Source organism: Pararhizobium sp. DWP3-4 (assembly GCF_049898205.1).
Lineage (GTDB): Bacteria > Pseudomonadota > Alphaproteobacteria > Rhizobiales > Rhizobiaceae > Pararhizobium.
Genome location: NZ_JAFCXF010000002.1, coordinates 769,842 through 795,408 on the forward strand (window position 1 = coordinate 769,842; position 25,567 = coordinate 795,408).

Below are 25,567 nucleotides of genomic sequence, written 5' to 3' on the forward strand. Positions count from 1 at the left end.
CGATATCCCTGAACGCGCGTCCTCAAGCCGGAGAAATCTCCAGCGGCGCACGGGTTCAGGGCATAACGTGGAACACTATTTCTTCGATCTGCATTTCGACGGCGAACAGGTTGTCGATGAAGACGGCGTCGATCATTTCGACGTCGGTTCCGCCGTCTATTACGGCCAGAGGATTGCCGACAAGATCGGCCGCGATACTGATTATCGCTCGCTCACCGTCCATGTGCGCACCTTCGAAGGGCCTGTCCTGGCTATCGTTGCCGCTTCAGCCGGCCGCGGATATGAGCAACTGGCGTTGATCGGACGGTAAGCGCCAAGGCGCCACCCTTCCTGCCTCCCCCTTTCTTCGAAGAAAACAATCCCGCCATTCGTCAACACGGCCGATCATCCGCCTGTCATCAGAGCATGATCAAACGGGCCAAATGCAGCCGTCACCTGATTCGAGGTCAGCCGGTTCTTTCCGGCAGGTGGCAAAGCCCCGTCGAGGCCTCTTATGGAAAAAACCGTTCTCGTTGTCACCGATGCCTGGCATCCGCAGGTGAATGGCGTCGTGCGCACGCTTGATGAGCTCGCCCGGTCCCTGAAGGAACAGGGCATTGCCATCCACTTCCTGACACCGGAACGTTTTGCGACCTTTCCGCTGCCTTTCTATTCCGATATCCGGCTGGCACTGCCGATGCGGCGGCAGGTGGCGGGCGAGATCGACGCGGTGGCGCCGGACTACATCCATATCGCGACGGAAGGGCCGCTTGGTCTTGTGGCGCGGGGCATTTGTCTGCGCCGGAAGCTGCCGTTCACGACCAGCTATCACACCCGGTTTCCCGAATTCGTCAGCGCCCGGCTGCCCATCCCGGAAAGCTGGAGCTACTGGTGGCTGCGCCAGTTTCATAATTCCGGCAATGGCATGATGGTGGCGACCGCTTCGCTCGGAACAGAAATGGCAGCCCACGGCTTTCACAATATCAAGCGCTGGACGCGGGGCATCGATACCACGCTGTTTGATCCGGCACGCCGTCAGGACCTTCCGTTTCCCCGCCCGATCTTCCTGAATGTCGGACGCGTTGCCGTGGAGAAGAACCTGCCTGCTTTCCTCGATCTCGATCTGCCCGGCAGCAAGCTTGTCGTCGGCGACGGGCCTGATCTCGCGGCGTTACGGCAACGGTATCCGGATGTGCATTTTCTAGGAAAACGCCTGGGCACGGAACTTGCGGCGATCTACGCCTCGGCCGATGTCTTCGTCTTTCCGAGCCGGGTCGATACATTCGGCAATGTCATTCTGGAAGCACTCGCCAGCGGCTGCCCGGTTGCCGCGTTTCCGGTGACGGCACCGAAGGACATTCTGGGCGATGGCGGCGGTGTACTGTCCAGCGATCTCAGGCAGGCAGCGCTTGATGCGCTAACGCTTTCACGTGAGGAAGCACGGCAAAAGGCGCTGACCTTCAGCTGGAGCGAATGCGCCCGCCAGTTTCTCTCGAACCTCGCCGGCGTGCCCCGCAGCGCCTTTGCCGGGCGCGGCTGCCGGTTGCGGCCGATGTAGACGGCCGGGACAGCTTATTTTGCGGTGCAGCCTGCGGCCTCTTAGCGAATGTCGAGTTACCGCAACAGATAGCCGAAAGCGTTCTCTTACCCTCCCTTGAGGCGGAGGGTCGGCACGCAGTGCCGGGGTGGAATGATATGAAATCTCCCGATGACACTGAAGTTGCGATCGTCACCCCCACCCGCCGCTTCGCGACGACCTCCCCCCTCAAGGGGGAGGTGGATTAAAGACCAATCTCGTAGCTCCACGGCGGGTTTGCTCCGGCGCGTGAGACGGTGACAGCGGCGGCCTTGGCACCCAGCGCTAATGCGTCGCGGACGGCGCTTTCGCTAAGGTTCGCGACCTGTTGCTTGGTCAGCAGGTTGTTCATCTTCAACGATGCCAGGATGCCGGCATCGAACGTATCGCCGGCGCCCACCGTATCGACGACATCGACCTTTTCGCCCGAAACCGAGACCTTGCCACGTGACGTATAACCATCGGCGCCATCGGCGCCCTTGGTGATGACGACGAGTTTGGGGCCGCGCTGCAACCATTTGGCCACCAGTTCGTCATGCGTGCCTTCTTCGCCGAACCAGTCGAGATCCTCGTCGGAAAATTTGACGATGTCGGACATCTCAGCCATCCGCAGCATGCGGGCCTTGTGGGCCTCGGCATCCTTGATGAAGCCGGGGCGGATATTCGGATCGAAGGAAATCACCCGCTTCTGATATTCTCGGGTCATCAGCGCTTCGTAAGTCGAGCCGCACGGTTCGGGGATGAGGCTGATCGCGCCAAAATGCAGCGCCTCGCAGAAATCGCCAAGCGCCGGCAGGTGGTCCTTGGTGATCATCCGGCCGGCCGTGTTCTCGTCGAAGAAGGCATAGGTTGCCGAACCGTTGACCAGTTTGACGAAGGCGACCGTGGTGTGCAGCGGCAGGGTCGCGCAGGGAGCGAAATCGACATTGCTGGATTTCAGCGTCTCGCGCAGCATATCGCCGAACATGTCGTCGGAGAGACCGGTGAAGAAACCGGTGGGGATGCCGAGGCGTCCAAGCGCGATGGCCGTATTGAAGATCGCGCCGCCGGAATAGGGAGCAAACGCCGTTTCGCCCGCCGTCGTCTGGCGCGGCAGCATGTCGATCAGGGCTTCTCCACAGCAAACGATCACGGCGACGTCCTCCCCATCATGGATATTATTTCAATCGATTTAAACCAAAGCGCGCCAAAATTCCAGCGCCGTTTTCAGGCTGCCGGAAGCTCGCTGACGCCGCCATTGCGGCCGGACCATTCGAGCGGTGCGTTGAGGAAAGCCTCGACCTCGGACAGGGTCTTTTCGTCGAACAATTTCTGCTGCTTGGCGACATCAAGCACATCGCGCCAGGTGGCGATATTGTGCAGGGTCACACCCTTGTCCAGCATCTCGCCGCGAGCCTGCGGGAAGATGTCGTAGTAGAACAGCGCCATGCCGTGATCGACCACGCCGCCGGCGGCGCGGATGGCGTCGATGAACTTGAACATCGAGCCGCCGGCCGTCGTCAGATCCTCGATGACGAGAACGCGGGCGCCTTCCGGCATATGGCCTTCGATCTGGGCATTGCGGCCGTGGCCCTTCGGGGCCTTGCGGACATAGATCATCGGCAGCGCCAGGCGTTCGGCCAGCATCGCCGCAAACGGAATGCCCGCCGTTTCGCCCCCGGCGATGACGTCGAACTGCTCGAAACCGGCTTCGCGCAGCACGGTGGCTGCGGCAAAATCCATCACTGCCGAGCGGATGCGCGGATAGGAGATCAGCTTGCGGCAATCGATATAGACCGGGCTCGCCATGCCGGACGCAAGCTTGTAGGGCTTGTCGGCACTGAAATGCACCGCCTTGATTTCCCAGAGCATCTTGGCGACGAGTCCGGCCATCACGGCCTTGTCGGGAAAGGATGTCTGGATCATCGGCGGGGCTCCTGCAGCTCGGGATTTTTATCCCCCGCCGCATAGCAGGTCAGGCCGCGCAATGCCAGAGGTGGAGGGCGCCGCCGAAATCAATCGTTCTGGTTCTCGCCCTGTTGCTGGCAGAAGGTGATGCGGTTGTTGAAGGGATCGATCACCTCGACCTCCAGCCCCCAAGGCGCCTTTTTCACCCCCGGCTTCATGTAGCGATAGTTCTTGCCCGCCAGTTCCGCCTGCAATGCTGCCGCATCCCCGACACGGACGAAGGCGCGGGCGCCGGGGCTTGCGTCGCCGGCATGTTCGCTCAGATGCAGGATCATGTCTTCCCGGGTGACCTGGCAATAGAGCGGGAAATTGTCGCCGAACCGATGTTCCCAATCGAGCGTGAAGCCTAAGAAGCCGCAATAGAACTCCATCGCCTTGGCGACGTCGAAGATGCGGAAGATCGGGATCGGCGGTTTGATGCCGACATGACCGTCCTGCTTTTGCGTCGGCTTTTCCACCGCATCGATCTTTGCCGACAGGATATTCCATTGATCGTAGCCGAACTGGCCGGCAACGATTTCAAGGGCTTCGCTGTGGGAAAGACTGGTATTGCGATCCACAAAGGCCTGTCTGAGCACCTTTGCCATCAGTTTCGCATCGCGAAAATCGCGCATGGTTCATCCTCCGTGTGGCGGCAAACAGGACGATCAGTGCCCGCTCTGCTGACCCGTTCGCCATCAACGCCAAAGGCAAGGATGAGAAGGTTTGGATGGATGCATTCACCATTCGTGCCGGAGCACTGCGGGGCGGCTGGCCGCATCCGGCCGGCGCCAGTGTTAGGCGAAGTTTTCTCCGCTATCAAGCCGGATCGCTCAGACCACTTGCCAATGCAACGGGAACATCGGATCGAACACCGTGACCGTGCCGGCCTCCGTCTCGATCTTTTCCGGAAATGTGACGGCCGCCGCCTGCTTGCGCAGCGTGATCGTCTCGTCGTTGACCGGCAGACCGTACCAGGCCGGGCCATTCAGCGAGGTGAAGGCTTCCAGCTTGTCCAGCGCATTTTCCTGCTCGAACACGTGGGCAAGGCAGCTCATGGTGTTGATCGAGGTGTAGATGCCGGCGCAGCCGCAGGCGCATTCCTTCAACGGATCGACATGCGGGGCTGAATCGGTGCCGAGGAAGAAGCGGCCGTCGCCGGATATAGCTGCGGACCGCAGCGCAAGCCGATGCAGTTCCCGCTTTGCGACCGGCAGGCAGTAATAATGCGGACGGATACCGCCGACCAGGATGGCGTTGCGGTTGATGATCAGGTGATGGGTGGTGATCGAACCGGCAAGATTGCTCTTGGACGCCTTGATGTAATCGATGCCGTCCTTGGTGGTGACATGCTCCATCGTCACCTTCAATTCCGGCAGGCGGGCGCGCAACGGCTCCAGCACGGTTTCAATGAAGACGGCTTCGCGATCGAAGATATCAACTTCAGGCGTCGTCACCTCGCCGTGGACGCAGAGCGGCAGGCCGATCCTGGCCATGCGCTCCAGCACCGGCATGGCGTTTTCGAAGTTGCGCACGCCGCCATGCGAATTGGTGGTGGCACCGGCCGGATAGAGCTTGACGGCCTTGATCAGGCCGCTGGCATGACCGGCCTCGACGTCATCCGGGTGGGTACCCTCGGTGAGATAAAGGGTCATCAGCGGCTCGAAACGATCGCCCTTCGGCAATGCGGCCATGATGCGCTCGCGATAGGCGGTCGCATCGGCAGTCGTCACCACCGGCGGCACGAGATTGGGCATGATGATGGCGCGGGCGAAGTGGCGGCTGGTATCGCCGATGACGCCCTTGAGCATACCGCCATCGCGCAGATGCAGATGCCAGTCGTCGGGACGGCGGATCGTCAGTTCGGTGACGGGCTGTGGGCTCATGACGGATTCTCCAGACGCAATCTTTTCGCGGACAGCTTCCGGCAACAGGGGGCTCGGAGCCTGCGCTGACCGAAGGCTCCGATAGCATCATTGTGTGGCGGAAAACAATGATCGATTGCCCGGCATCAGGCCGTTTCGAAAAACTCGATGGCGATATCGGCGGCACGCGAATTGTCGATGATCCGTTTGCCGTTGGGCAGATCGTTTCCATAGAGCTTCCATTCGATGCCGGCGGCATCCAGCCCATAGTGGACCCAGCGCTGCCGCAGCCGATCTTCCAGAACCGCATAAGGTGGGCCGACGAAGATCGACAGATCGAACATGCCGTCGAGCCGCGACCAGGGTACCTCGTCGAGCAACAGGTAGTTGCCCTCCGCCAGAATGATCCGTGTTTCAGGCGATACCGGCCTGGCCGACGCGATGGCGATTTCGCGGGCGCGGTCGAACACCGGGACGAGAACCTCCTCATCCGTCCTGCGCACCGCCGAAACGATATCGATAAAGGCGCGGACGTCGAAAGTCTCCGGCGCGCCCTTGCGTTTCAACAGACCACGCTCTTCGAGAATGCCGTTGTCCATGTGAAAGCCATCCATCGGCAGCACGGCGGACTTTTCGCCGCGACGCGTCAACTCTTCCTGCAGCGCATCGGCAAGCGTGGACTTGCCGGCCCCGGGGGGGCCGGCAATGGCGACGATGAAGCGGGGCGACGTGCCTGCCTTTTCGACAATGCTATCCGCGATGGCGGCAAGCGTCATGGTCATGCGGCGGCGGCCTCAGGCGGCACCTTGGCGCCGGTCATGAAGGCGACGGCATCCGACATCGTATAGTCCTTCGGATTGATAACGCAGAGGCGCTTTCCAAGCCGATGGATATGGATGCGGTCGGCCACCTCGAACACATGCGGCATGTTGTGCGAGATCAGCACGATCGGCAGGCCGCGGGAGCGCACGTCGAGGATGAGTTCGAGAACCTTGCGCGATTCCTTGACCCCGAGGGCTGCCGTCGGCTCGTCAAGAATGATCATCTTGGAGCCGAACGCCGCAGCACGTGCAACCGCAACGCCCTGGCGCTGGCCGCCGGACAGCGTCTCCACCGCCTGGTTGATGTTCTGGATCGTCATCAGCCCGAGCTCGGAAAGCTTGTCACGGGCGATCTTGGCCATCTTCGGCCGGTCGAGCATGCGGAAGATCGACCCCATCGGTCCGGATTTGCGGATCTCGCGGCCGAGAAACATGTTGTCGGCGATCGACAGCGCCGGCGAAAGCGCCAGGTTCTGGTAGACGGTTTCGATGCCGGCTTCGCGTGCCTCCAGCGGAGACCGGAAGTTGACGACCTTGCCATCAAGCCGGATTTCGCCTTCGTCCGGATGGACCGCCCCCGAGATCGCCTTGATCAGCGAGGATTTGCCGGCACCGTTGTCGCCGATGACGGCGAGGATTTCGCCGGGATAGAGGTCGAAATCGGACTGGTCCAGCGCGGTGACGCGGCCATAGCGCTTGACGATACCCCTTGCCGTCAAGAGGGGTGCGGTGAGAAGAGGTTCCATCAGCCTGCTACCTTTCTGATCCACTGGTCGACGCCGACAGCCGTAATGATGAGGACACCGGTCAACAGGACTTTCCACTGCGGATCGGCGCCAAGCATGTTGAGGCCCATCGACACCACGCCGACGATGAGCGCGCCGAAGAGAGTGCCAAGGATCGAGCCGCGTCCGCCGAACAGCGAGATGCCGCCGATCACCGCTGCCGTAATGGCCTGCAGATTGTAATCCGTGACCGCCCAGGACGGCGAGATCGAGCCGTTGCGGCCAATCGAGACCCAGGCAGCAAGAGCTGCAATCGCCCCGGCAAGGCCGTAGACGCCGAGAAGCACGCCCTTGACCCGGATACCCGACAGTTCCGCCGCTTCCGGATCGTCACCGACCGCATAGACGTGGCGTCCCCAGGCGGTGTGGTTGAGCGCATACCAGAGTGCCACCACGGTGATCACCATCATGATCACGCCCAGCGTGAAGACGGCCGAACCGATCTTGAAGCTGGCGCCGAACAGACCCAGCAGCGGTGCAGCGGTTTCGATGTCGGCACGGCGAATGGTCTCGTTGGCCGAGTAGATATAGTTGATCGCCGCGATAATGTTCCAGGTGCCCAGCGTGACGATGAAGGGCGGTAACTTCATTCGTGAGACCAGGAAACCGTTGGTCATGCCGCAGACGGTGCCGGTGACGAAACCCGCCAGAATGGCCAATGGTGCCGGCAGGCCGTAGGTCACGGCGCAATTGCCCATGACCACCGCCGAAAGCACCATGATCACGCCGATCGACAGGTCGATACCCGCCGTCAGGATGATCAGCGTCTGTGCCGCGCCGAGAATACCGACGACGGCGATCTGCTGCAGGATCAACGTCAAGGTGCCGGCCGTAAAGAACCGCTCACCTTTCAGGACGCCGAACACGATAATGGAAAATATCAGCACGATCGCCGGAATGGCGGCCGGTGTCGAATGCAGAAAATGCTGAATGCGCCGTAGCGGCGAACGATCTTCGAATGAAGCGACCGACTTGTCGCTTTGATCGAGTGTTTTTTCGAATTCCTGGACGCTTGTCATGACAACGCCTCCCTCCCAAGAGCCCGGCCTACCAACCGGTTGTTGAAAAGGGCGGCCCTGAAACCGCCCTTCCATATTCATTCTGTGCTCAAAGCCCTAGAGCATCAACCCCAGCACTTGTCCGTGCCGGCCTTGACGTCGATCGACTCGACGCCCTTGGCAGGCTTGTCGGTGACGAGAGCAACGCCGGTGTCGAAGAAGTCCTTGCCAGCAGTCGGCTTCGGCTTGGTGCCGTCCTTGGCGTACTGGGCAATGGCTTCGATGCCGAGCGAGGCCATCAGCAGCGGATATTGCTGCGATGTCGCGCCGATAACGCCTTCAGCCACCGACTTCACGCCGGGGCAACCGCCGTCAACGGAAACGATCAGGACGTCCTTTTCCTTGCCGACGGCCTTCAGCGCTTCATAGGCGCCAACTGCGGCCGGTTCGTTGATCGTGTGGATGACGTTGATGTCCGGATCCTTCTGGAGAAGGTTTTCCATGGCGGTGCGGCCGCCTTCTTCATTGCCGTTGGTCACGTCATGGCCGACGATGCGCGCATCGTCTTCGTCGCCGATCTTCGCCGGATCCTTCGGATCGATGCCGAAGCCGATCATGAAGCCCTGGTCGCGCAGAACGTCGACAGTCGGCTGCGACGGAACGAGATCGAGGAAGCCGATCTTGGCATCCTTGGCCTTGTCACCGAGGGTCGCGGCGGCCCAGGCGCCGATCAGCTTGCCGGCCTGCAGGTTGTCCGTCGCAAAGGTCGCGTCGGCAGCGGTGGCCGGATCGAGCGGGGTGTCGAGCGCGATGACCAGAAGACCGGCGTCCTGCGCCTTCTTGACCTGATCGACGATGGCCTTGGTGTCGGAAGCAGCAATCAGGATACCCTTGGCGCCATCGGCGATGCAGGACTCGATGGCTGCAACCTGGCTGTCATGGTCGCCGTCGACCTTGCCGGCGTAGGACTTCAGGTCAACGCCGAGCTCCTTGGCCTTGGCTTCGGCGCCTTCCTTCATCTTGACGAAGAAGGGGTTGGTATCGGTCTTGGTGATCAGGCAGGCCGAAACATCGGCGGCCTGGGCAGGGGCTGAAAATACGACGCCGAGCGCCAGGGCGCCAAGAGCGGCGGAAACAATAGTCTTCTTCATGAAATCCTCCCAAGGATTGAAAAATGGCACCGGCGAACCGGCCCGTCGGGCTTCGCCCACCGCATCATCTCCTCTGAGCGGGTGGCGCTTCCGGACACAAAACAAACATCAAAACAAAATCCTGTCAATAAATAAATCAAATTGAATTATTAAAAATCTGTGCCATTCTCTGCGCAGAAAATGTGCATGCGCCTCTCGTGGTTGCAATGCACCCAAGAAACAAAGTGAAAGGCGTGACCAGGAGGCCAGTCCGGAACAACCCAGTCCGGATAGGAGATCGCGCTTTAGGAGGAAACGGGCATGACATCACAAGCCGGTTCCGGCGGTGCATCGACCGTTCCGGACGTCTTCGACCCGGGGGGCGGCGCCAATCTCACCCGCGTGCGCGCCTATAATGAGCGGCTGGTCATGTCGCTGGTGCGCCGCCACGGCAGCCTCTCGAAAGCCGATATCGCCCGGCGTTCCGGCCTGTCGGCGCAAACTGTTACCGTCATCATGCGGGCGCTTGAGAAAGACGACCTGCTCATTCGCGGCGAGCCGGTGCGCGGCCGCGTCGGCCAGCCTTCCATCCCGATGCGGCTCAACCCGGATGCGGTCTATTCCTACGGCGTCAAGATCGGCCGGCGCAGTTGCGATCTCGTGCTGATGGATTTCGTCGGCAATATCCGCCTGCAGTTGCATCAGACGCACGCCTACCCGATGCCGGACGATATTCTATCTTTCATCGTCGAGGGCATACCGAAACTTGAAAAAATGCTGACCGGGGAGCAGCGCGCGCGCATCGCCGGCGTCGGCATCGCCACTCCCTTCCAGCTGTGGAGCTGGGCCGAGGAGACCGGCGCTCCGCGTGAAGCGATGAACAGCTGGCGCGGTTTTGACCTGCGCGACGAGGTGGCGGCACGCACCCATCACCCGGTGCTGATGCAGAACGACGCCACCAGCGCCTGCGGCGCCGAGCTTATCTTCGGGGTCGGTTCTTCCTATCCGGATTTCATCTATTTTTATATCGGCTCGTTCATCGGCGGTGGCATCGTGCTCAACTCGGCGCTGTTTTCCGGCCGCTCCGGAACGGCCGGCGCCGTCGGCCCGCTGCAGGTGTCCGACAAGAACGGCAAGCCGCAGCAGCTGTTGAAGATCGCCTCGATCTTCGTACTCGAAAATCTGCTGCGGGAGAAAGGTATCGATCCCAAACCGCTCTGGTATTCGGCCGATGAATGGATCGATTTCGGCGAGCCGCTGGAAACCTGGATCCAGCTGACCGCAGCGGCGCTGGCGCAGGCCATCGTCTCCTCCGCCTCGATCATCGATTTCGGCGCCGCCGTCATCGACGGCGGTTTTCCCGGCTGGGTGCGCGAGCGCATCGTCGCGGCAATCCGCAACGCGGCCGGCGACCTTGATCTCGAGGGCGTCATCCTGCCAGATATCATCGAGGGGGCGGTCGGCGCCCAGGCCCGCGCCATCGGCGGCGCCAGCCTGCCGCTGTTCTCGCGTTACCTCATCGATACCAACGTTCTTTTCAAGGAAACTGCCTGATGCTGAAAGGTCTAAACCCGCTCCTGAGCCCCGAGCTTCTGGCGACACTGCGCGCCATGGGCCACGGCGATGAAATTGCTTTGGTCGATGGCAACTATCCCGGGCAGGAACACGGCCGCCGCCTGATCCGGCTCGACGGGCATCATCTGATCCCGGTTCTCGATGCGATCCTCAGCCTGCTGCCGATCGACGATTTCGTGCCGTCGGCCATTTTCCGCGCCACCGTGAAGCAGGACCGCGATGCGCTCGACCCGGTGCATCGGGACATTATCGCCTGCTGCGCCAAATACGAACCGGACAGGGCGGTCGCGCCGCTGCTGGGGCCGGAATTCTATCCGCGGGTCCGCGCCGCCCATACCGTCGTCCAGACCAGCGAACCGCGGCTTTATGGCAATGTCATCCTGCGCAAGGGCGTCATCTACTCCTGACTGCCTTGAACGACAGACACGAAAAAGCCCGCCGATTTCGTCGATCGGCGGGCTTTTTATCGACTAATCAGCAATCAGGCGCGCTTGGCATCGACCGAGAGAGCACCGGCACCGAACGTGGCGACGAACAGGAAGCCGCCTGCCATGGCAAGGTTCTTCATGAAGTGGATGTCGTTGCCGGCAACCGAGAAATCACCATGACCGATAAACGCCGTGGCAACGCAAAAGAGCGCCAGGATGTAGGCGGCCGGACGGGTGAAAAGGCCAAGGAGGATGGCGAGGCCGCCGAGCAATTCGACAGCGGTGACGATGATGGCCGTGACCATCGGGAGCGGCAGGCCCATGCTGCCGAAATAGCCGGCGGTGCCGCCGAGCGCGGTGAGCTTGCCGTAACCGGCGACGATGAAGAGGATGGACAGAAGGATACGTGCGACGAGGAGGACTGCATTCTGCGGCATTGGAAGAGACTCCGGTTTGGGTTCATTGTTGCCGACAGATTTATCAGCAATTCCAAATTCATCCAGCCCATGGGCCGGAGACAGATCGTTCACAATAAGTAGACGACCCACATAGATCGTCAACCGAGTAAACGGTCACGCAGGTAGAGCAGCATTGCGACGGCGAATCCACTCGACTATCGCCAGCATATCCCCGGACATTGCGGTTTCGATCGTATTTTTTGTTGCAACGCCTTGAAGACTGCGAGAAGAATTTCGGCGGGGAAGCAATGCATTGGCGGACGGGGAAGCAAATGAGCGAGATCAACAAGAGTCCGGCCTTCTGGCGTTCCTTTCCGATTTTCGAGGAATTCGACAAGGAGACGATTTCTGCGATCGCAGCACTTGCGATCTATCGTAAATGGACACCGGGAACGGTGATTTTTCAACGCGGCGATGAAGGCAATTACATGATTGCCGTTTTGTCCGGACGCATCAAGCTGTCGCTCATCACGCCCCAGGGCCGCGAATTGCTGCTGCGCCATATCGAGGCGGGCGCGCTCTTCGGCGAAATGGCTATTCTCGACAACCAGCCCCGCTCCGCCGATGCGACCGCGATCACCGCAACCGAAGGCTATGTCATCAGCAAGAAATCCTTCCTCGACTTCATCACCCATACACCGAACGCCGCCGCGTCGATCATCCGCTATCTCTGCCTGCAGCTGCGCGAAACGACGGACCGGCTGGAAACCATCGCGCTCTACGATCTGCACGCCCGCGTGGCACGGTTCTTCCTGGCGACGCTGAAGCAGATTCACGGCAACGAGCTACCCGAAAGCGCCAATCTGCGCATCACGCTCAGCCAATCCGATATTGCCGGCATACTTGGCGCCAGCCGTCCCAAGGTGAACCGGGCCATTCTGGCGCTGGAGGAAAGTGCTGCGATCAAGCGGCTCGATGGTGTCATCAGTTGCCATATCGGCCGCCTGCAGAAGATCGCAGAACCGGAAGAGGAATAACCCGTTGAAAAGTTTCCGCCTGTCCCGGATCAGGCCGCTTTTTGCGGGTGCAGCCGCAAGCCTTCTCGGCGCATTGCTGCTGTTCTTCTACGGTGGACCGGCGTTGGAAACGCAGCGGGAACAGTTTTTCGATTCCCTCACCCAATGGGTCCCCGCACCACAATCCGGAGAGATCGTCGTCATCGACGTCGACCGTAAATCGATGCAGCAGTCGACGGACAAGACCTGGGGCCGGGCCGAGACGGCCGATCTGCTGTCGAGACTGTCCAAGGCCGGAGCCAGGGCCGTTGCCATCGACTTCATCTTCAGCACGGCCTGCGATCCGGCGGAACCATCCAATATCGCGCTGGCACAGGCGATTTCCGGCGTGCCGGTCATTCTCGGTTTCCTGATCGCCGATGGCGGACCTGAACACCCCGCGCCGGTGCCGCCGGTTGCCGTCCGCAAACCGGTCACTATTCCCGATCTCTGGTTCATCAACGCCGCGGAAGCCTCCTGCAGCTTCCTGCAGACGGCGTCGCACTCGGCAGCGGCCGCGTTTCTGGTCGGCGACGAGGATGCCCGCATCCGCCGTGTCCAGGCCTTCTCGATCATCGGCAACGACGCCTATCCGGCGTTGGGACTTGAAGCCGCGCGCCTGGCTGAGGGTGGACACACGCCGATCCTCGGCGGACAACCCGCGTGGCTGAAGCTTGAGAGCCGGCTGATCGAACTGGATGAGGACGGTAGCCTGCGTTTTGCCGCGAGCCCCATTGCAGCCATCGAGGCACGCACGGTGTCGGCAGGCGATGTTTTGAGCGGCGGCGTTGCGGACGCGCGCTTCAAGGACAAGACGGTGTTGATCGGCAGCAGCCTGCCCAATCTCGGCGGGTTGCGCTCCACCGCCTCCATGCCGCTGGAACCATCGGTGCAGATCCATGCCGACATCGCCAATGCGGTGCTGACCGGTTTCATCCCGGAAAGGCAGGCAAAGCTTGCTTTGTTCGAAGCGGCACTGGCCCTGATCGGCGGGCTGTTGGTGGCCTTCGTCGCCACGCGTCTGCGGCCGGTCACCTCCGTTGCCCTCGGCATTCTGGCAATCTCGGCCACGATCGCTGCTGCTGCGGCGATCTATGCAGGGTCCGCGCTGCTGGTCGATGCCGTCGGCATCAGCCTTGCTCTGATCTTCGTACTTGTCGTGACCAGCACGCTGCAATTCGCCCGCGTCCGGCGGGCGGAATCGACAGCGCGCAGCAAATTCTCGCAGTACCTGCCGCAATCCGTCGTCGCCCGCTATATCGACAATCCGGATGACGACCGGGTGGCAGGAGAAGAACGCCCGGTGACTGCGCTGTTTACCGATATCGAAGGCTTTTCGACGCTATCCCAGAAATTGGCGCCGCGCGATCTCGTCACCCTGCTCGATATCTACTATGCCGAGGTCAACGGCCTGGTGGCGCGCTATGGGGGCATGGTCGACAAGGTGGTGGGCGATGCCGTGCATGCCTTCTTCAATGCGCCGGAGGATCTGAACGATCACGTCAACAAGGCGATCGACTGCGCCGAGGCGATCCGGGCTCTGACGGAGGAAATGCGGCAGCGTCCGGGTTTTGCCGAGCACCAGTTCGGCCGCACCCGGATTGGCATCGAAACGGGGATTGCCGTGCTTGGCGAGGTCGGCGCCGGCGGCAAGCTGGATTACACGGCTCATGGCGACTGCATCAATCTTGCAGCCCGGCTTCAGGAGGCCAACAAGTTCCTCGGCACCGCCATCTGCATCGGCCCGCAGGCCGCCGTCGAGAGCGGCCGCACCCTGCGCTCGGTCGGCATGCACGAAATCCGCGGTTTTGGCGAGATGGAACTGTTCACCAGCCAGGCCTGACTGCTGTCAGCGCTTCAGGCCGACACTGGCATAGGCCTCGACGATCCGGGCTTCCTTCCACTTCACGGTCTTGTTCGGCGCATCGCCGGGCTTGGCGATCTCGATGCCTTCACCGGCACCGACCAGCCGCCGGACGCCGCCGGCATCGACCGCCACCTGGCCATGTTCGACGAAAACGGCAAAGACGCCGCGATTGGGGCCTGCGAAAAACTTCGTACCCCGCACGCCGATCATGCCGAACGTGGTGCGCAGCGCCAGATCGATTTTCGGCAGGCCTTCCGGCCGGTCGAACACCATCTGGCCCATGCCGAGTTCCATTGTGCCGCCCTGACCGGCGATAAAGCTGTCGAGCAGAAGCTCCGTCTCGCTGCCGAGCAGAATGCGCGTGTCGCCGACCAGCGCCAGGTCGGCGAAACTGTCGCTGCCGGTGGCGACAAAATCATTGTCCATGATCTGCCCGCCTGTCGCCAACCCTTCCTGTTTTTCCGCTCGCTTGAGATTGACCTTGCCACGCACGTCCGATGCCTTGCCGATCACCGTGCTTGCCTGGGTCGGTATGGCAGCAAGACCGCCTGCGACCAGCGCGCAACCGGCAATGAATGCCCGCCGCCCGATCAGGCTTTGCCGCAGCACTTGAATGTCTGGCGTCATGTCCTTGCTCCTTGACCAAAACAATCCGGTTTTCCGGCGAAAACCCCGCTTCCTCGATTGAGACGTCTGACGTCCCCTCGGATTTCGCTCTTGCCCGGCGTCATCCCCATCCTCCTGCCCGGCGGCTCCAGGCGCTGTTTCCCGGGGAACAGCGCCGGCCCGGCCCGCGCCATAGGGTGACACAAACGCCAAGGAGAACGCCATGAAAAACGGACCCAGCAAGCGCATTTCGGCCGTCAATGCCATCCTGCTCACCGTCGTGAGCCTGGTTTCGATCGCAGCGATCGCCATTCCCCCCGCCCGCGCCGCCCCGGCATTGCTGCCGGCAGACCAATGCGACGCGGAAGCCGGCAGCGAACATGACCTGCAACGCAACCTGGCCTTTCGTCCCGTGGCGACCGAGGATATCCGCATCGGCATCGCCCTTTCGGCTTGCCGCGAAGCCTACAACCAGGGCAGCGGGCCGCGCCAGACCTTTGAGCTTGCCCGCGTGCTCCATGCCGCCGGCCAGCGCGGGCAGGCCGTGGCGATGCTGGAAAAGGCGGCCGAAGGCAACCATGCGGTTGCGATGGTGAACTATGCCGTGATGCTCGGCGAACGCGGCGACCACGCAACCGAGTTCGCGCTCTACCAGAAGGCGGCTGCCACCGGAAACATCCTCGCCGCCTATAATCTCGGCGTAGCCTACCGCGACGGCATCGGCACCTCGGCCAGCGGTGCGCTCGCCGCGCAATGGTTCGAGCGGGCGTCTATCGCCAAGGACAATCTGGGCGCCTTCAACCTCGCCGTCATGCTGGACGAAGGCACGCAAATCCCGGAGGACAACGGCAAGGCCGCGCAGTTCTACAAGCTGGCCGCAGATCGCGGCAATGTCGATGCGATGGTCAATCTCGGCCTGATGCTGGAGAGCGGCGAAGGCATGCCAGCGAATGCCTCTGCTGCGACCGCGATGTTCGGCCGGGCTGCGGAAAAGGGCGATGCGTTCGCACAGGGCAAGATCGCCCAGCCGGCGATTGATACCGCCATCACGAGCAGCGTCGAACTGAGCGAACAGGCAAGTCTGGCCATGCCGAAGACTGACCGTGTGAAGTGAGGCCGCCCTACCCCAGAAAGAGGCCCCGGCCTGCTCACGCCGGAGAACCCAGCGCCGTCCGTTGGGGCGGATTGAATTACCCGTCCCAACGGACAGTCAAACAGCAAACCGTAAGCGCAAACTAACCTTTTCGCTTAGCGAATTTCGCCCGCCTGCGGCCCCCAGGTGTCGGTGAGTGCAAAGCCATCGGCCATCGGATCGAACGGGTCGAGTGCGACCTGATGCAGGCCGAAGGTCCAGCCGCGTCCCGAAATGGTCGGGATGATCGCCGGACGCCCGGCCACTTCCGTGACGCTTTCGAGACCAACCTCGAATTCGGACCCGATGATCGAGCGCGACTTGAAGACATCGCCGACCTTTGCCAGCCCACGGGCGTGCAACGTTGCCAGATTGGCCGAGCTGCCGGTGCCGCAGGGGGAACGATCGACGCGGCCCGGCCACATCGTCGTGCAGGTGCGCACCGTACCATCAGCCTCGGTATCGCGAAACATCACATAGGCGACGCCCTTGATCTCGGGGATTTCCGGATGGACGACGGGAATGGTGCGGTTGACCAGATCCTTCAGGATCATGCCGGCCTCGACAATCTTGCGGGCATTGGCCTTTTCGATCGTGGTGCCGATCTGCGCCACATCGACCAGCGCATAGAAGATGCCGCCATAACAAATGTCCATCTTGATGCGGCCCCAATCCGGGGTGTCGATCTCGACATCCAGCTCATGCACGAAGGACGGCACCATGGTGAGCTTGACGCGCTCGCATCGGCCGTCCCGGCAGGTGGCCGTCGCCTTGACGAGACCGGCCGCAGTATCGAGCATGACGACCGTTTCCGGCTCCTTCATTTCGACAATGCCGGATTCCAGAAGCGCCGTGGTGACGCAGATCGAGTTGGAGCCGGACATCGCATGCGCCTGATCGGCCTGCAGGATGATAAAGCCGGCATCCGCCTCCGGCCGCTTCGGCGGCACCAGCAGATTGACAGACCCGATCGACGCAGCGCGAGGTTCCAGGCAAAGGAACCGGCGCAGGCTGTCATCGACGGTGTTGATGTGATGCAACTGTTCGGCAATGGTGTTGCCCGGTATTTTCGGCACGCCGCCGATTGCGACCTTGCCGATTTCACCTTCGCAATGAACATCCAGCAACTGGATCGTGCGCTTCCATCTCATCCCATCGCTCCTTGCATCCTCGACCCGGGAGAACCAACGCCCGTCACATCGAAAAACCGACCTGAATCTGTGATATATCAGCCAGCCCACTTTGCCTAGACGCTATCGGACTGGCCCCGGAAAAACCCTGCAATCTCGGATCGAAGCCGGGACCGTCAACGACGTTGCGACATTATGGCGTCCATCGGGACAACGGTATCGGATATGGGAATGCGCCATTTGAAGCCCGCGCTGATTTGAATCCTCCCAAATATGTTGCTTGACGCACGCGCCATCCACCGACAGCGTGTCGACATTAATTAGAGTTTTCTTTTTTAATCGGATTTCTGCAAAATGACGAAGCTGATCATCTTTACCGACCTCCACATGGTACCGGAAGGGCAGTCGATCATCGGTCTTGATCCTTTCAAACGGCTTGCCGCCGGCGTCGAGCATGTCAACCGCCACCATGCCGATGCGGAGCGGGTGATCATCATGGGCGACCTGACCCACCGCGCCGACCGGCCCTCCTACGAGCGGCTGAAGACCTTGCTGGACCAGTTCATCCCGCCGCTCGCCATCACCGTCGGCAACCATGACCACCGGGAAACGTTCACTGATGTGTTTCCGGACGTTGCCACGGACGAGGATGGCTTCGTCCAGCGCGTCATCGACTTTCCGGATTGCCGCGCCGTGATCCTCGATACGCTGTTTGCGCCGCCCTACGATTATCCGCGCAGCCATGCCGGTTTCCTCTGCACCAAACGCCTCGCCTGGCTAGACCGTCAGCTGGAAACCGCCGGCGACTTGCCGGTGCTGCTGTTCATGCACCACCCGCCGCACGCCACCGGGTTTACCGGCATCGACCTGATGCGGTTGATCAACGAGGTGGATTTCTACGACGTGGTGAAGCGCCGGGGCAATGTCCTGCATATCTTCGCCGGCCATGTTCACCGGACCATCTCCGGTTCCAGCCGGGGCATTCTGTTCTCGGTGTTCAAGAGCCCGGTCCACCAGCAGCCGATGCCTTTCGACGCCCCCGACGCCTCGCTCTCCGTCGACGAACCCGCCGCCTACGGCATCGCCGTCATGACGGACACGGGCATTCTGGTGCATACGGAGGATTACGAGATCGCCGTCCGGGAAGCGACCGTGGCTTAGTTTTTCTCTTCTCCCCTCGGGGAGAAGTGCCGAACGCAGTGAGGCGATGAGGGGGCGGTTCGACGCACTTTGAGTATGCCGTTCCCCCTCATCCGCCCTTCGGGCACCTTCTCCCCGCCGGGGAGAAGAGGAAGCCACAGCCTTCCACCCCTCCTCAATTTCATGCTACCCTGCCCGCATGACCCTTGCCGTTCCCGCTGATGATTTCGACTGCCAGAGCTGTGGCGCCTGCTGCAGCTATTCCGAAGACTGGCCGCGTTTTTCGCTGGAAACAGACGAGGAGCTGGACCTTATCCCCGCTGAATATGTTTCTGCCGATCTCGGCGGCATGCGCTGCGAGGACAATCGCTGTTCGGCGCTCGATGGCAAGCTCGGCATCCATGTCGGTTGCAAGATTTATGCGGTGCGCCCGATCGTCTGCCGCACCTGCATGCCGGGTGACGACGAATGCCTGATGGCGCGCCATAAATTATCCCAGAAAGTCTTGCTCTGACGCGGGATCGTCCGGTTCGATTTCGATATGACCGCATAGTGTACGGTTTTTTGGATTTAATTCGGGGAAATGTCCGGCATTAGGCTTGTTTTACCGGATAGCCATCCTGAGACCCCTGCCCTATTTTGCGCCCATGAATTCCGGGCCACGCCGCGTGTGCCTGACAGCTTCGAAAAGGGACGATTTCGATGAGCCAGCCGCAGCCACAAAACACCACCGATACCCCAACCGCTCCCTTTTCTAATTTTGCCCCGCCGATTGCCGAGCAGACGGCTCTGCGCCAGGCGATCACCGCCGCCTACCGCCGCCCTGAAAGCGAATGCCTGCCGCCGCTGGTGACGGCTGCCACCCTGCCCGACGATGTCCGCGCCCACGCCAAAAACACCGCCCGCAAGCTGATCACGGCGCTGCGCGCCAAGCACAAGGGCTCCGGCGTCGAAGGTCTGGTGCATGAATATTCGCTGTCGAGCCAGGAAGGCGTGGCGCTGATGTGCCTCGCCGAAGCCCTGCTGCGCATTCCCGATACCGCCACCCGCGACGCGCTGATCCGCGACAAGATCGCCGATGGCGACTGGCGCTCACATATCGGCGGAGGCCGTTCCCTGTTCGTCAATGCCGCCACCTGGGGCCTCGTCGTTACCGGCAAGCTGACCTCCACCGTCAACGACCGCAGCCTGTCGGCTGCGCTCACCCGCCTGATCGCGCGGGCCGGCGAGCCGGTGATCCGCCGTGGCGTCGATATGGCGATGCGGATGATGGGCGAGCAGTTCGTCACCGGCGAGACAATCGACGAGGCACTGAAACGCTCGCGCGCGCTGGAAGCCAGGGGGTTCCGCTATTCCTACGACATGCTGGGCGAAGCTGCGACCACGGCCGCCGACGCCAAGCGCTATTATGCCGATTACGAAAACGCCATCCACGCGATCGGCAAGGCCTCTGCGGGCCGCGGTATCTATGAAGGCCCCGGCATTTCGATCAAGCTTTCGGCGCTGCACCCGCGCTACGTCCGCGCCCAGTCGGCCCGCGTCATGGCCGAGCTGTTGCCGAAGGTGAAGGCGTTGGCGCTGATCGCCAAAAGCTATGACATCGGCCTCAACATCGATGCCGAAGAAGCCGACCGGCTGGAACTGTCGCTCGACCTGCTCGAAGCGCTGCGCCTCGATCCGGCCCTCTCCGGCTGGAACGGCATGGGCTTCGTCGTCCAGGCCTACGGCAAGCGTTGCCCGTTCGTGCTCGATTTCATCATCGATCTCGCCCGCCGCTCCGGCCACCGGATGATGGTGCGTCTGGTCAAGGGCGCCTACTGGGATGCCGAGATCAAGCGCGCCCAGATCGACGGCCTCGACGGTTTCCCGGTCTATAGCCGCAAGATCTATACCGACATTTCCTATATCGCCTGCGCCCGCAAGCTGCTGGATGCGACCGACGTGATCTTCCCGCAGTTCGCCACCCACAACGCCCAGTCTCTGGCGACGATCTACGAAATGGCCGGTCCCGATTTCAAGGTCGGCAAATACGAGTTCCAGTGCCTGCATGGCATGGGCGAGCCGCTCTATGACGAAGTGGTCGGCAAGGCCAATCTCGACCGTCCCTGCCGCATCTATGCGCCTGTCGGGACGCATGAGACGCTGCTTGCCTATCTCGTCCGCCGGCTGTTGGAAAACGGCGCCAACTCCTCCTTCGTCAACCGCATCGCAGATCCGGCCGTCTCGATCGACGAGCTGATCGCCGATCCCGTCGATACCGTCCGCGCCATGCCGGTGATGGGCGCCCAGCACGAGCAGATCAAGGCACCCGCCGATCTCTATGCCGGACGCAGCAATTCCGCCGGTCTCGATCTCTCCAATGAAGCCTCGCTGTCGTTGCTGTCGGAGGCATTGAAGGCCAGCGCTGCGATCGACTGGACCGCTGCCCCGCATCTCTGCGCCGAGACACTGCGTGGTGAAAGCCGTCCGGTGCTCAATCCCGGCGATCACCGCGATATCGTTGGCTCCGTCGTCGAGACCGCCGAAGACGATGCCCGCCGGGCCGTCGAGATCGCGCTTGCCGAAGGTGCCAAGTGGAGCGCCGTCTCCCCCACCGAGCGCGCCCAATGCCTGGTGCGCGCCGCCGATCTGATGCAGGCCCGCATGCCGACACTGCTCGGCCTAATCGTCCGCGAGGCCGGAAAATCGCTGCCGAATGCCATCGCCGAAGTGCGCGAAGCCATCGATTTCCTGCGCTATTATGCCGAACAGGCGACCCGCACGCTCGGCCCGGCGCATCAGGCGCTCGGCCCGATCGTCTGCATCAGCCCGTGGAATTTTCCGCTTGCCATCTTCTCCGGGCAGATCGCCGCAGCGCTGGTCGCCGGTAATCCGGTGCTGGCCAAGCCCGCCGAAGAAACCCCGCTGATCGCCGCGGAAGGCGTTCGTATCCTGCATGAGGCGGGCATCCCGGCCGAAGCTTTGCAGCTGCTGCCCGGCGACGGCCGCGTTGGTGCTGCCCTTGTCGGCGCGCCCGACATTGCCGGCGTGATGTTCACCGGCTCGACGGAAGTCGCCCGGTTGATCCAGGCCCAGCTTGCCGACCGGCTGTCCGCCTCCGGCAAACCGATCCCGCTGATTGCCGAAACCGGCGGCCAGAATGCCATGATCGTTGATTCATCCGCCCTTGCCGAACAGGTGGTCGGCGACGTCATCGCCTCTGCCTTCGACAGCGCCGGTCAGCGCTGCTCGGCGCTGCGCGTACTCTGCCTGCAGGACGATGTTGCCGACCGCGTGCTGACCATGCTGAAGGGCGCCCTGCATGAACTCGATATCGGCCGCACCGACCGTCTCGCCGTCGATGTTGGCCCGGTCATATCAGCGGAAGCCAAGGGCATTATCGAAAAGCATGTCGAAGCCATGCGCGGCATCGGCGCCAAGGTCGAGCAGATCGCGCTGCCGCCGGCAACGGCTGAAGGCACGTTCGTGCCGCCAACAATCATCGAGCTGAAACAGCTCTCCGACCTCAAGCGCGAAGTGTTTGGCCCCGTCCTGCACGTGCTGCGCTACGAGCGCGACGATCTCGACAGGCTGATCGACGATATCAACGCCACCGGCTATGGCCTGACCTTTGGCCTGCACACGCGTCTTGACGAAACCATTGCCCATGTCACCAGCCGCGTGAAAGCCGGCAATCTCTACGTCAACCGCAACATCATCGGCGCCGTCGTCGGCGTCCAGCCGTTTGGCGGACGTGGCCTGTCGGGCACCGGCCCGAAAGCCGGCGGCCCGCTTTATCTCGGCCGCCTCGTCACGACGCCGCCGGTGCCGCCGCAGCACAGCTCGGTCCATACCGATCCGGTCCTGCTCGATTTTGCCAAGTGGCTGGACAGCAAGGGCCTGAGAACCCAGGCGCAGGACGCTCGCGAAACCGGCAGCCAGTCGGCGCTCGGCCTCACCACCGAGCTTGCCGGCCCGGTCGGCGAACTCAACCTCTACGCCCTGCATGCGCGCGGAAAAATCCTGCTGGTGCCGCAGACTGCCGATGGCCTCTACCGCCAGCTTGCCGCCGTCTTTGCAACCGGCAATACCGCCGTGGTCGATACGGCATCCGGCCTCAAGGAAGCGCTGGCATCGCTGCCCACCACGGTCGCCGCCCGCGTGTCCTTCACCGCCGATTGGCGCATGGACGTACCCTTTGCCGGCGCCCTGATCGAAGGTGAGGCAGAGCGTATCCGCGCCGTCAACAAGCAGATCGCCACCCTTCCCGGCCCACTGGTCCTGGTCCAGGCAGCGTCGACGGCAGAGCTTTCGAAAAACCCCGATGCCTATTGCCTCAACTGGCTGCTCGAAGAAGTCTCCACCAGCGTCAATACGGCGGCTGCCGGCGGCAATGCAAGCCTGATGTCGATCGGGTGAGGATACTTGCCGCCCGGATGAAAGCTCGCAAAGCTTCCCCTCCCCGATAGCCCGGTTTGGTTTGGCGAGCCGCCCTCACTCCCCGTCATTCTCGCCCTTGTGACGGGAATCCAGTGGCGCCGCGTCTGCGGCGCCAAAAGACTCTTGTTCTCTCTATAAGGCATTTCTCCCACCGCGCCGACGCGCGGTGACTGGATGCCCGCCACAAGGGCGAGCATGACGGAGAGTGGGGTCGCCACCCCACTGCACCCCCCGAAAAATGGCATCCCTTGGCACCACACCACCCGATGCGCTATCACCGCGCAAACGGGCCGGCCAATGTTCACGCTTCAACGCATCGAAACCTACACTCAGGACATCAAGAAGAGCCGGTTTCTCGCGGTCTGCGGCCCCGTGCCCAGCGAGCAGGCAGCAAAAGACTTCATTGCCGAACATTCCGACCTGACGGCGAACCACAATTGCTGGGCCTTCCGCATCGGCCAGACCTACCGGTTCAACGATGACGGCGAGCCGAGCGGCACGGCGGGAAAGCCGATCCTGCAGGCCATTGATGGCCAGTCGCTCGACCATATCGCCATTGTCGTCATCCGCTGGTTCGGCGGCACGCTGCTGGGCAGCGGCGGCCTGATCCGCGCCTATGGCGGCACGGCGGCGATCTGCCTGCGTGCTGCGGAGAAGATAGAGGTCATCGAGACGATCGAGGCCACCGTCGATTGCGACTTTTCCGATCTGGCCCTGATCAAGGCGCGGCTCGCCGGGCTGGGCGCGGTGATCAGCGCGGAAGCTTTTACCGGTACAGGCGCCAGCCTTACCCTGCAAATCCCAAAGGGCGCGGCTCAGGCAGCCGCTGCGATGATCCTTGATCTCAGCCGTGGCCGCGCAGTCCTCACCCTGGAAGATTGACCGAACCAATGCGCAGCACTTTCGATAACGCGTTGAAAACAAGAATTATTTTTCCTCCCATCCCATCTTGCCGAAAGATTGGCTGCTGGCCAGCCTGTCATATTCGGAATAGAAACAGCGGGTAAACAGAGTTTTCCCGCCCGGATGGGGCGGGATTGACGGGGCGGCGTGCTCCGTCCGGCGAGGATGAAATCATGAAAAACAGAATTTTGGGGCGCACCGGCGCGACCATTTCCGAAATCGGCTTCGGCGCCTGGCAGATCGGCGGCGCCTGGGGCGATGTTTCCGAGGAAGACGGCAAGCGCGCGCTGAATGCGGCTCTCGATGCCGGCGTCACCTTTGTCGATACCGCCGATGTCTATGGCGACGGCCGTTCGGAAAAGATCATTGCGGCAGTCCTCAAGGAACGTGGCGGCGAAAAGCCGTTCGTTGCCACCAAGGCCGGCCGCCGGCTGAACCCGCATGTGGCCGAGGGGTACACTGCTGCCAATATCGAAGCCTTTATCGACCGAAGCCTTGCCAATCTCGGCGTCGAGACCCTCGACCTCGTGCAGCTTCATTGCCCGCCGACCGAAGTGTTCTACCGGCCGGACATGTTCGGCGCGCTGGACGATCTCACCGTCAAGGGCAAGATCCGCAACTACGGCGTCTCGGTATCGAATGTCGAGGAAGCCCTGAAGGCGATCGAATATCCGGGCGTCGCGACCATCCAGATCATCTACAACATTTTCCGCCAGCGCCCGCATGACCTGTTCTTCGAGCAGGCGCAAAAGAAGAATGTCGGTATCATCGTCCGCGTGCCGCTGGCGTCCGGCCTCCTGTCCGGCAAGATCACCGCCGATACCAAGTTTGCCGATGACGACCATCGCAAGTTCAACCGCAACGGCGAATTCTTCGATGTCGGCGAGACCTTTGCCGGCGTGCCGCTGGATGTAGCGCTCGAGGCCGTCGAGCAGGTGCGCCCTCTCGTGCCACAGGGCGCGTCGATGGCGCAGTTCGCGCTGACCTGGATCCTTCAGAGCCCGGCCGTCTCCGTCGTCATCCCAGGCGCCCGCAACGAGGCGCAGGCCAAGGCCAATGCCGCCGCCAGCGAACTGCCCGCGATCCCTGCCGAAACGCTGGCAGCCCTTGCCGATGTCTACGAGCGGCTGATCAAGGTTCACGTTCACCAGAAATGGTAAAAGACATAGGCCGCGCCGGTTCTCCCGGCGCGGCTATACCGGGTTCGTCGCGCGATCGCTGCATTGCACATGAACGACCGCATGCGAGACGAAACAGTTTTTTCCAGCTATAGCGACGAGGCCGGGGCGTTTCGTCGCCGGTCGAACAATGACCCAATTGCCGGAGAAGACCATGGCTTTCGATCCCATCAAAGCGCTCACCAACTATTCGGACGCGGAGTGCACGGTGCAGTTCATGATTGCCGGAAGTACGGCTTCGGTCTTCCCGTCACTGGAAGCAGCCACGATCTTTGCCCGCGAAAACGGCGCTGGCTGGAAGGACGTCGAGATCACCGTGCATCTCGATCGCGAAGACATCGTCTACGCCACCGGAAAAACCCGCACCCTCATCGAAGCCTTGCGAAAGAAGAAATAGTCCGGATTGAGAGGGCGCGCTGGCGTGGCCACACGCTACTGCGGCGTTTCGCCCGTGGGCGAAAGCCATCTTATCTTACCGCTAAGTCATTGAAAGAAATGGTGCACCCGGAACGATTCGAACGTCCGACCCTCAGATTCGTAGTCTGATGCTCTATCCAGCTGAGCTACGGGTGCTTCCTGCTGCGGCGTTAACCGCTTGCGTGGCGATCCTCTAAAACGTCCAACAGGGGAATGCAAGCGAATTTCGGCAGAAAAAT

Annotated in this window: 24 protein-coding genes and 1 tRNA gene; 13 read left to right on the top strand and 12 right to left on the bottom strand. The window is 61.8% G+C overall.

What is annotated here, in order from left to right; translation table 11 throughout:
• Positions 1-67: 67 nt before the first annotated feature.
• Positions 68-310, top strand: coding sequence for a DUF6894 family protein (locus ACP7E6_RS09005; protein WP_426229359.1), 243 nt, complete (start codon positions 68-70; stop codon positions 308-310).
• Positions 311-493: 183 nt separating this feature from the next.
• Positions 494-1,537: a glycosyltransferase family 4 protein gene (locus tag ACP7E6_RS09010; protein WP_426229360.1), complete on the top strand. Its 1,044-nt coding sequence runs from the start codon at positions 494-496 to the stop codon at positions 1,535-1,537.
• Positions 1,538-1,760: 223 nt separating this feature from the next.
• Here ACP7E6_RS09010 and ACP7E6_RS09015 read toward each other — a convergent pair whose 3' ends face one another.
• The 8 genes from ACP7E6_RS09015 to ACP7E6_RS09050 form a co-directional block, all read right to left on the bottom strand.
• Positions 1,761-2,687, bottom strand: coding sequence for a carbohydrate kinase family protein (locus ACP7E6_RS09015; RefSeq protein ID WP_426229361.1), 927 nt, complete (start codon positions 2,685-2,687; stop codon positions 1,761-1,763).
• 74 nt (positions 2,688-2,761) lie between these two features.
• Positions 2,762-3,460, bottom strand: a complete 699-nt coding sequence (locus ACP7E6_RS09020) for an orotate phosphoribosyltransferase (RefSeq protein ID WP_426229362.1) — start codon at positions 3,458-3,460, stop codon at positions 2,762-2,764.
• Positions 3,461-3,549: 89 nt separating this feature from the next.
• Positions 3,550-4,116 carry a glyoxalase superfamily protein gene (locus tag ACP7E6_RS09025; RefSeq protein ID WP_426229363.1) on the bottom strand — a complete coding sequence of 189 codons (567 nt, stop codon included), beginning with the start codon at positions 4,114-4,116 and terminating at the stop codon, positions 3,550-3,552.
• A gap of 198 nt (positions 4,117-4,314) precedes the next feature.
• A complete protein-coding gene (gene pyrC, locus ACP7E6_RS09030) occupies positions 4,315-5,367 on the bottom strand; it encodes a dihydroorotase (protein ID WP_426229364.1) in 1,053 nt (350 codons plus the stop codon).
• Positions 5,368-5,492: 125 nt separating this feature from the next.
• Complete coding sequence (locus ACP7E6_RS09035) at positions 5,493-6,122, bottom strand: nucleoside triphosphate hydrolase (RefSeq protein WP_426229459.1); 630 nt, start codon at positions 6,120-6,122, stop codon at positions 5,493-5,495.
• A gap of 2 nt (positions 6,123-6,124) precedes the next feature.
• Positions 6,125-6,913 (bottom strand): ATP-binding cassette domain-containing protein, encoded by a 789-nt coding sequence (locus tag ACP7E6_RS09040; protein WP_426124048.1) that lies wholly within the window; start codon positions 6,911-6,913, stop codon positions 6,125-6,127.
• Complete coding sequence (locus ACP7E6_RS09045) at positions 6,913-7,971, bottom strand: ABC transporter permease (protein WP_426229365.1); 1,059 nt, start codon at positions 7,969-7,971, stop codon at positions 6,913-6,915. The genes ACP7E6_RS09040 and ACP7E6_RS09045 overlap by 1 nt, the downstream gene beginning before the upstream one ends.
• 104 nt (positions 7,972-8,075) lie before the next feature.
• Positions 8,076-9,101 (bottom strand): sugar ABC transporter substrate-binding protein, encoded by a 1,026-nt coding sequence (locus ACP7E6_RS09050; protein ID WP_426229366.1) that lies wholly within the window; start codon positions 9,099-9,101, stop codon positions 8,076-8,078.
• Positions 9,102-9,401: 300 nt separating this feature from the next.
• Here ACP7E6_RS09050 and ACP7E6_RS09055 point away from each other — a divergent pair, with 300 nt between their 5' ends.
• A complete protein-coding gene (locus tag ACP7E6_RS09055; RefSeq protein WP_426229367.1) occupies positions 9,402-10,634 on the top strand; it encodes an ROK family transcriptional regulator in 1,233 nt (410 codons plus the stop codon).
• The gene (locus ACP7E6_RS09060) at positions 10,634-11,062 is read left to right on the top strand and encodes an RbsD/FucU family protein (RefSeq protein ID WP_426229368.1); all 429 of its coding nucleotides are present in this window, start codon (positions 10,634-10,636) and stop codon (positions 11,060-11,062) included. The genes ACP7E6_RS09055 and ACP7E6_RS09060 overlap by 1 nt, the downstream gene beginning before the upstream one ends.
• A gap of 74 nt (positions 11,063-11,136) precedes the next feature.
• Here ACP7E6_RS09060 and ACP7E6_RS09065 read toward each other — a convergent pair whose 3' ends face one another.
• A complete protein-coding gene (locus tag ACP7E6_RS09065) occupies positions 11,137-11,520 on the bottom strand; it encodes a DoxX family protein (RefSeq protein WP_426229369.1) in 384 nt (127 codons plus the stop codon).
• A 293-nt stretch (positions 11,521-11,813) separates the two neighbouring features.
• On the opposite strand from ACP7E6_RS09065, the gene ACP7E6_RS09070 reads away from it, so the two are divergent.
• Together ACP7E6_RS09070 and ACP7E6_RS09075 are read left to right on the top strand one after the other, a co-directional pair.
• Positions 11,814-12,518 (top strand): Crp/Fnr family transcriptional regulator, encoded by a 705-nt coding sequence (locus tag ACP7E6_RS09070; RefSeq protein WP_426229370.1) that lies wholly within the window; start codon positions 11,814-11,816, stop codon positions 12,516-12,518.
• A 4-nt stretch (positions 12,519-12,522) separates the two neighbouring features.
• Positions 12,523-14,379 (top strand): CHASE2 domain-containing protein, encoded by a 1,857-nt coding sequence (locus ACP7E6_RS09075; protein ID WP_426229371.1) that lies wholly within the window; start codon positions 12,523-12,525, stop codon positions 14,377-14,379.
• A 6-nt stretch (positions 14,380-14,385) separates the two neighbouring features.
• On the opposite strand, the gene ACP7E6_RS09080 is transcribed toward ACP7E6_RS09075, so the two are convergent.
• Positions 14,386-15,009 carry a FecR family protein gene (locus tag ACP7E6_RS09080; RefSeq protein WP_426229460.1) on the bottom strand — a complete coding sequence of 208 codons (624 nt, stop codon included), beginning with the start codon at positions 15,007-15,009 and terminating at the stop codon, positions 14,386-14,388.
• Between the two features lie 223 nt (positions 15,010-15,232).
• Between ACP7E6_RS09080 and ACP7E6_RS09085 the strand changes: the two genes are divergently transcribed.
• Entirely contained in the window at positions 15,233-16,123 is an 891-nt protein-coding gene (locus ACP7E6_RS09085; protein ID WP_426229372.1) for a tetratricopeptide repeat protein, read from the top strand.
• A gap of 134 nt (positions 16,124-16,257) precedes the next feature.
• Here the strand turns inward: ACP7E6_RS09085 and ACP7E6_RS09090 are convergent, their stop codons facing one another.
• Positions 16,258-17,292, bottom strand: a complete 1,035-nt coding sequence (locus tag ACP7E6_RS09090; protein WP_426229373.1) for a proline racemase family protein — start codon at positions 17,290-17,292, stop codon at positions 16,258-16,260.
• A 333-nt stretch (positions 17,293-17,625) separates the two neighbouring features.
• Between ACP7E6_RS09090 and ACP7E6_RS09095 the strand changes: the two genes are divergently transcribed.
• The 6 genes from ACP7E6_RS09095 (at position 17,626) to ACP7E6_RS09120 (ending at position 25,308) form a co-directional block, all read left to right on the top strand.
• Positions 17,626-18,432, top strand: a complete 807-nt coding sequence (locus ACP7E6_RS09095; RefSeq protein WP_426229374.1) for a phosphodiesterase — start codon at positions 17,626-17,628, stop codon at positions 18,430-18,432.
• 178 nt (positions 18,433-18,610) lie between these two features.
• Entirely contained in the window at positions 18,611-18,925 is a 315-nt protein-coding gene (locus ACP7E6_RS09100) for a YkgJ family cysteine cluster protein (RefSeq protein ID WP_426229375.1), read from the top strand.
• A 188-nt stretch (positions 18,926-19,113) separates the two neighbouring features.
• Positions 19,114-22,809 (top strand): trifunctional transcriptional regulator/proline dehydrogenase/L-glutamate gamma-semialdehyde dehydrogenase, encoded by a 3,696-nt coding sequence (gene putA / locus ACP7E6_RS09105; protein WP_426229376.1) that lies wholly within the window; start codon positions 19,114-19,116, stop codon positions 22,807-22,809.
• Between the two features lie 318 nt (positions 22,810-23,127).
• Entirely contained in the window at positions 23,128-23,712 is a 585-nt protein-coding gene (locus tag ACP7E6_RS09110; RefSeq protein WP_426229377.1) for an IMPACT family protein, read from the top strand.
• Positions 23,713-23,906: 194 nt separating this feature from the next.
• The gene (locus ACP7E6_RS09115; RefSeq protein ID WP_426229378.1) at positions 23,907-24,893 is read left to right on the top strand and encodes an aldo/keto reductase; all 987 of its coding nucleotides are present in this window, start codon (positions 23,907-23,909) and stop codon (positions 24,891-24,893) included.
• A 172-nt stretch (positions 24,894-25,065) separates the two neighbouring features.
• Positions 25,066-25,308: a hypothetical protein gene (locus tag ACP7E6_RS09120; RefSeq protein ID WP_426229379.1), complete on the top strand. Its 243-nt coding sequence runs from the start codon at positions 25,066-25,068 to the stop codon at positions 25,306-25,308.
• Positions 25,309-25,407: 99 nt separating this feature from the next.
• Here the strand turns inward: ACP7E6_RS09120 and ACP7E6_RS09125 are convergent.
• Positions 25,408-25,484: transfer RNA gene (locus ACP7E6_RS09125), tRNA-Arg, on the bottom strand.
• Positions 25,485-25,567: the final 83 nt, after the last annotated feature.

Excerpts from the sequence above, each read along its gene's own strand:
- ACP7E6_RS09010 (WP_426229360.1), top strand. The coding sequence starts at position 494 with ATGGAAAAAACCGTTCTCGTTGTCACCGATGCCTGGCATCCGCAGGTG.
- ACP7E6_RS09020 (WP_426229362.1), bottom strand. The coding sequence starts at position 3,460 with ATGATCCAGACATCCTTTCCCGACAAGGCCGTGATGGCCGGACTCGTC.
- ACP7E6_RS09025 (WP_426229363.1), bottom strand. The coding sequence starts at position 4,116 with ATGCGCGATTTTCGCGATGCGAAACTGATGGCAAAGGTGCTCAGACAG.
- pyrC (WP_426229364.1), bottom strand. The coding sequence starts at position 5,367 with ATGAGCCCACAGCCCGTCACCGAACTGACGATCCGCCGTCCCGACGAC.
- ACP7E6_RS09035 (WP_426229459.1), bottom strand. The coding sequence starts at position 6,122 with ATGACGCTTGCCGCCATCGCGGATAGCATTGTCGAAAAGGCAGGCACG.
- ACP7E6_RS09040 (WP_426124048.1), bottom strand. The coding sequence starts at position 6,913 with ATGGAACCTCTTCTCACCGCACCCCTCTTGACGGCAAGGGGTATCGTC.
- ACP7E6_RS09045 (WP_426229365.1), bottom strand. The coding sequence starts at position 7,971 with ATGACAAGCGTCCAGGAATTCGAAAAAACACTCGATCAAAGCGACAAG.
- ACP7E6_RS09050 (WP_426229366.1), bottom strand. The coding sequence starts at position 9,101 with ATGAAGAAGACTATTGTTTCCGCCGCTCTTGGCGCCCTGGCGCTCGGC.
- ACP7E6_RS09055 (WP_426229367.1), top strand. The coding sequence starts at position 9,402 with ATGACATCACAAGCCGGTTCCGGCGGTGCATCGACCGTTCCGGACGTC.
- ACP7E6_RS09060 (WP_426229368.1), top strand. The coding sequence starts at position 10,634 with ATGCTGAAAGGTCTAAACCCGCTCCTGAGCCCCGAGCTTCTGGCGACA.
- ACP7E6_RS09065 (WP_426229369.1), bottom strand. The coding sequence starts at position 11,520 with ATGCCGCAGAATGCAGTCCTCCTCGTCGCACGTATCCTTCTGTCCATC.
- ACP7E6_RS09070 (WP_426229370.1), top strand. The coding sequence starts at position 11,814 with ATGAGCGAGATCAACAAGAGTCCGGCCTTCTGGCGTTCCTTTCCGATT.
- ACP7E6_RS09085 (WP_426229372.1), top strand. The coding sequence starts at position 15,233 with ATGAAAAACGGACCCAGCAAGCGCATTTCGGCCGTCAATGCCATCCTG.
- ACP7E6_RS09090 (WP_426229373.1), bottom strand. The coding sequence starts at position 17,292 with ATGAGATGGAAGCGCACGATCCAGTTGCTGGATGTTCATTGCGAAGGT.
- ACP7E6_RS09095 (WP_426229374.1), top strand. The coding sequence starts at position 17,626 with ATGACGAAGCTGATCATCTTTACCGACCTCCACATGGTACCGGAAGGG.
- ACP7E6_RS09100 (WP_426229375.1), top strand. The coding sequence starts at position 18,611 with ATGACCCTTGCCGTTCCCGCTGATGATTTCGACTGCCAGAGCTGTGGC.
- putA (WP_426229376.1), top strand. The coding sequence starts at position 19,114 with ATGAGCCAGCCGCAGCCACAAAACACCACCGATACCCCAACCGCTCCC.
- ACP7E6_RS09110 (WP_426229377.1), top strand. The coding sequence starts at position 23,128 with ATGTTCACGCTTCAACGCATCGAAACCTACACTCAGGACATCAAGAAG.
- ACP7E6_RS09115 (WP_426229378.1), top strand. The coding sequence starts at position 23,907 with ATGAAAAACAGAATTTTGGGGCGCACCGGCGCGACCATTTCCGAAATC.
- ACP7E6_RS09120 (WP_426229379.1), top strand. The coding sequence starts at position 25,066 with ATGGCTTTCGATCCCATCAAAGCGCTCACCAACTATTCGGACGCGGAG.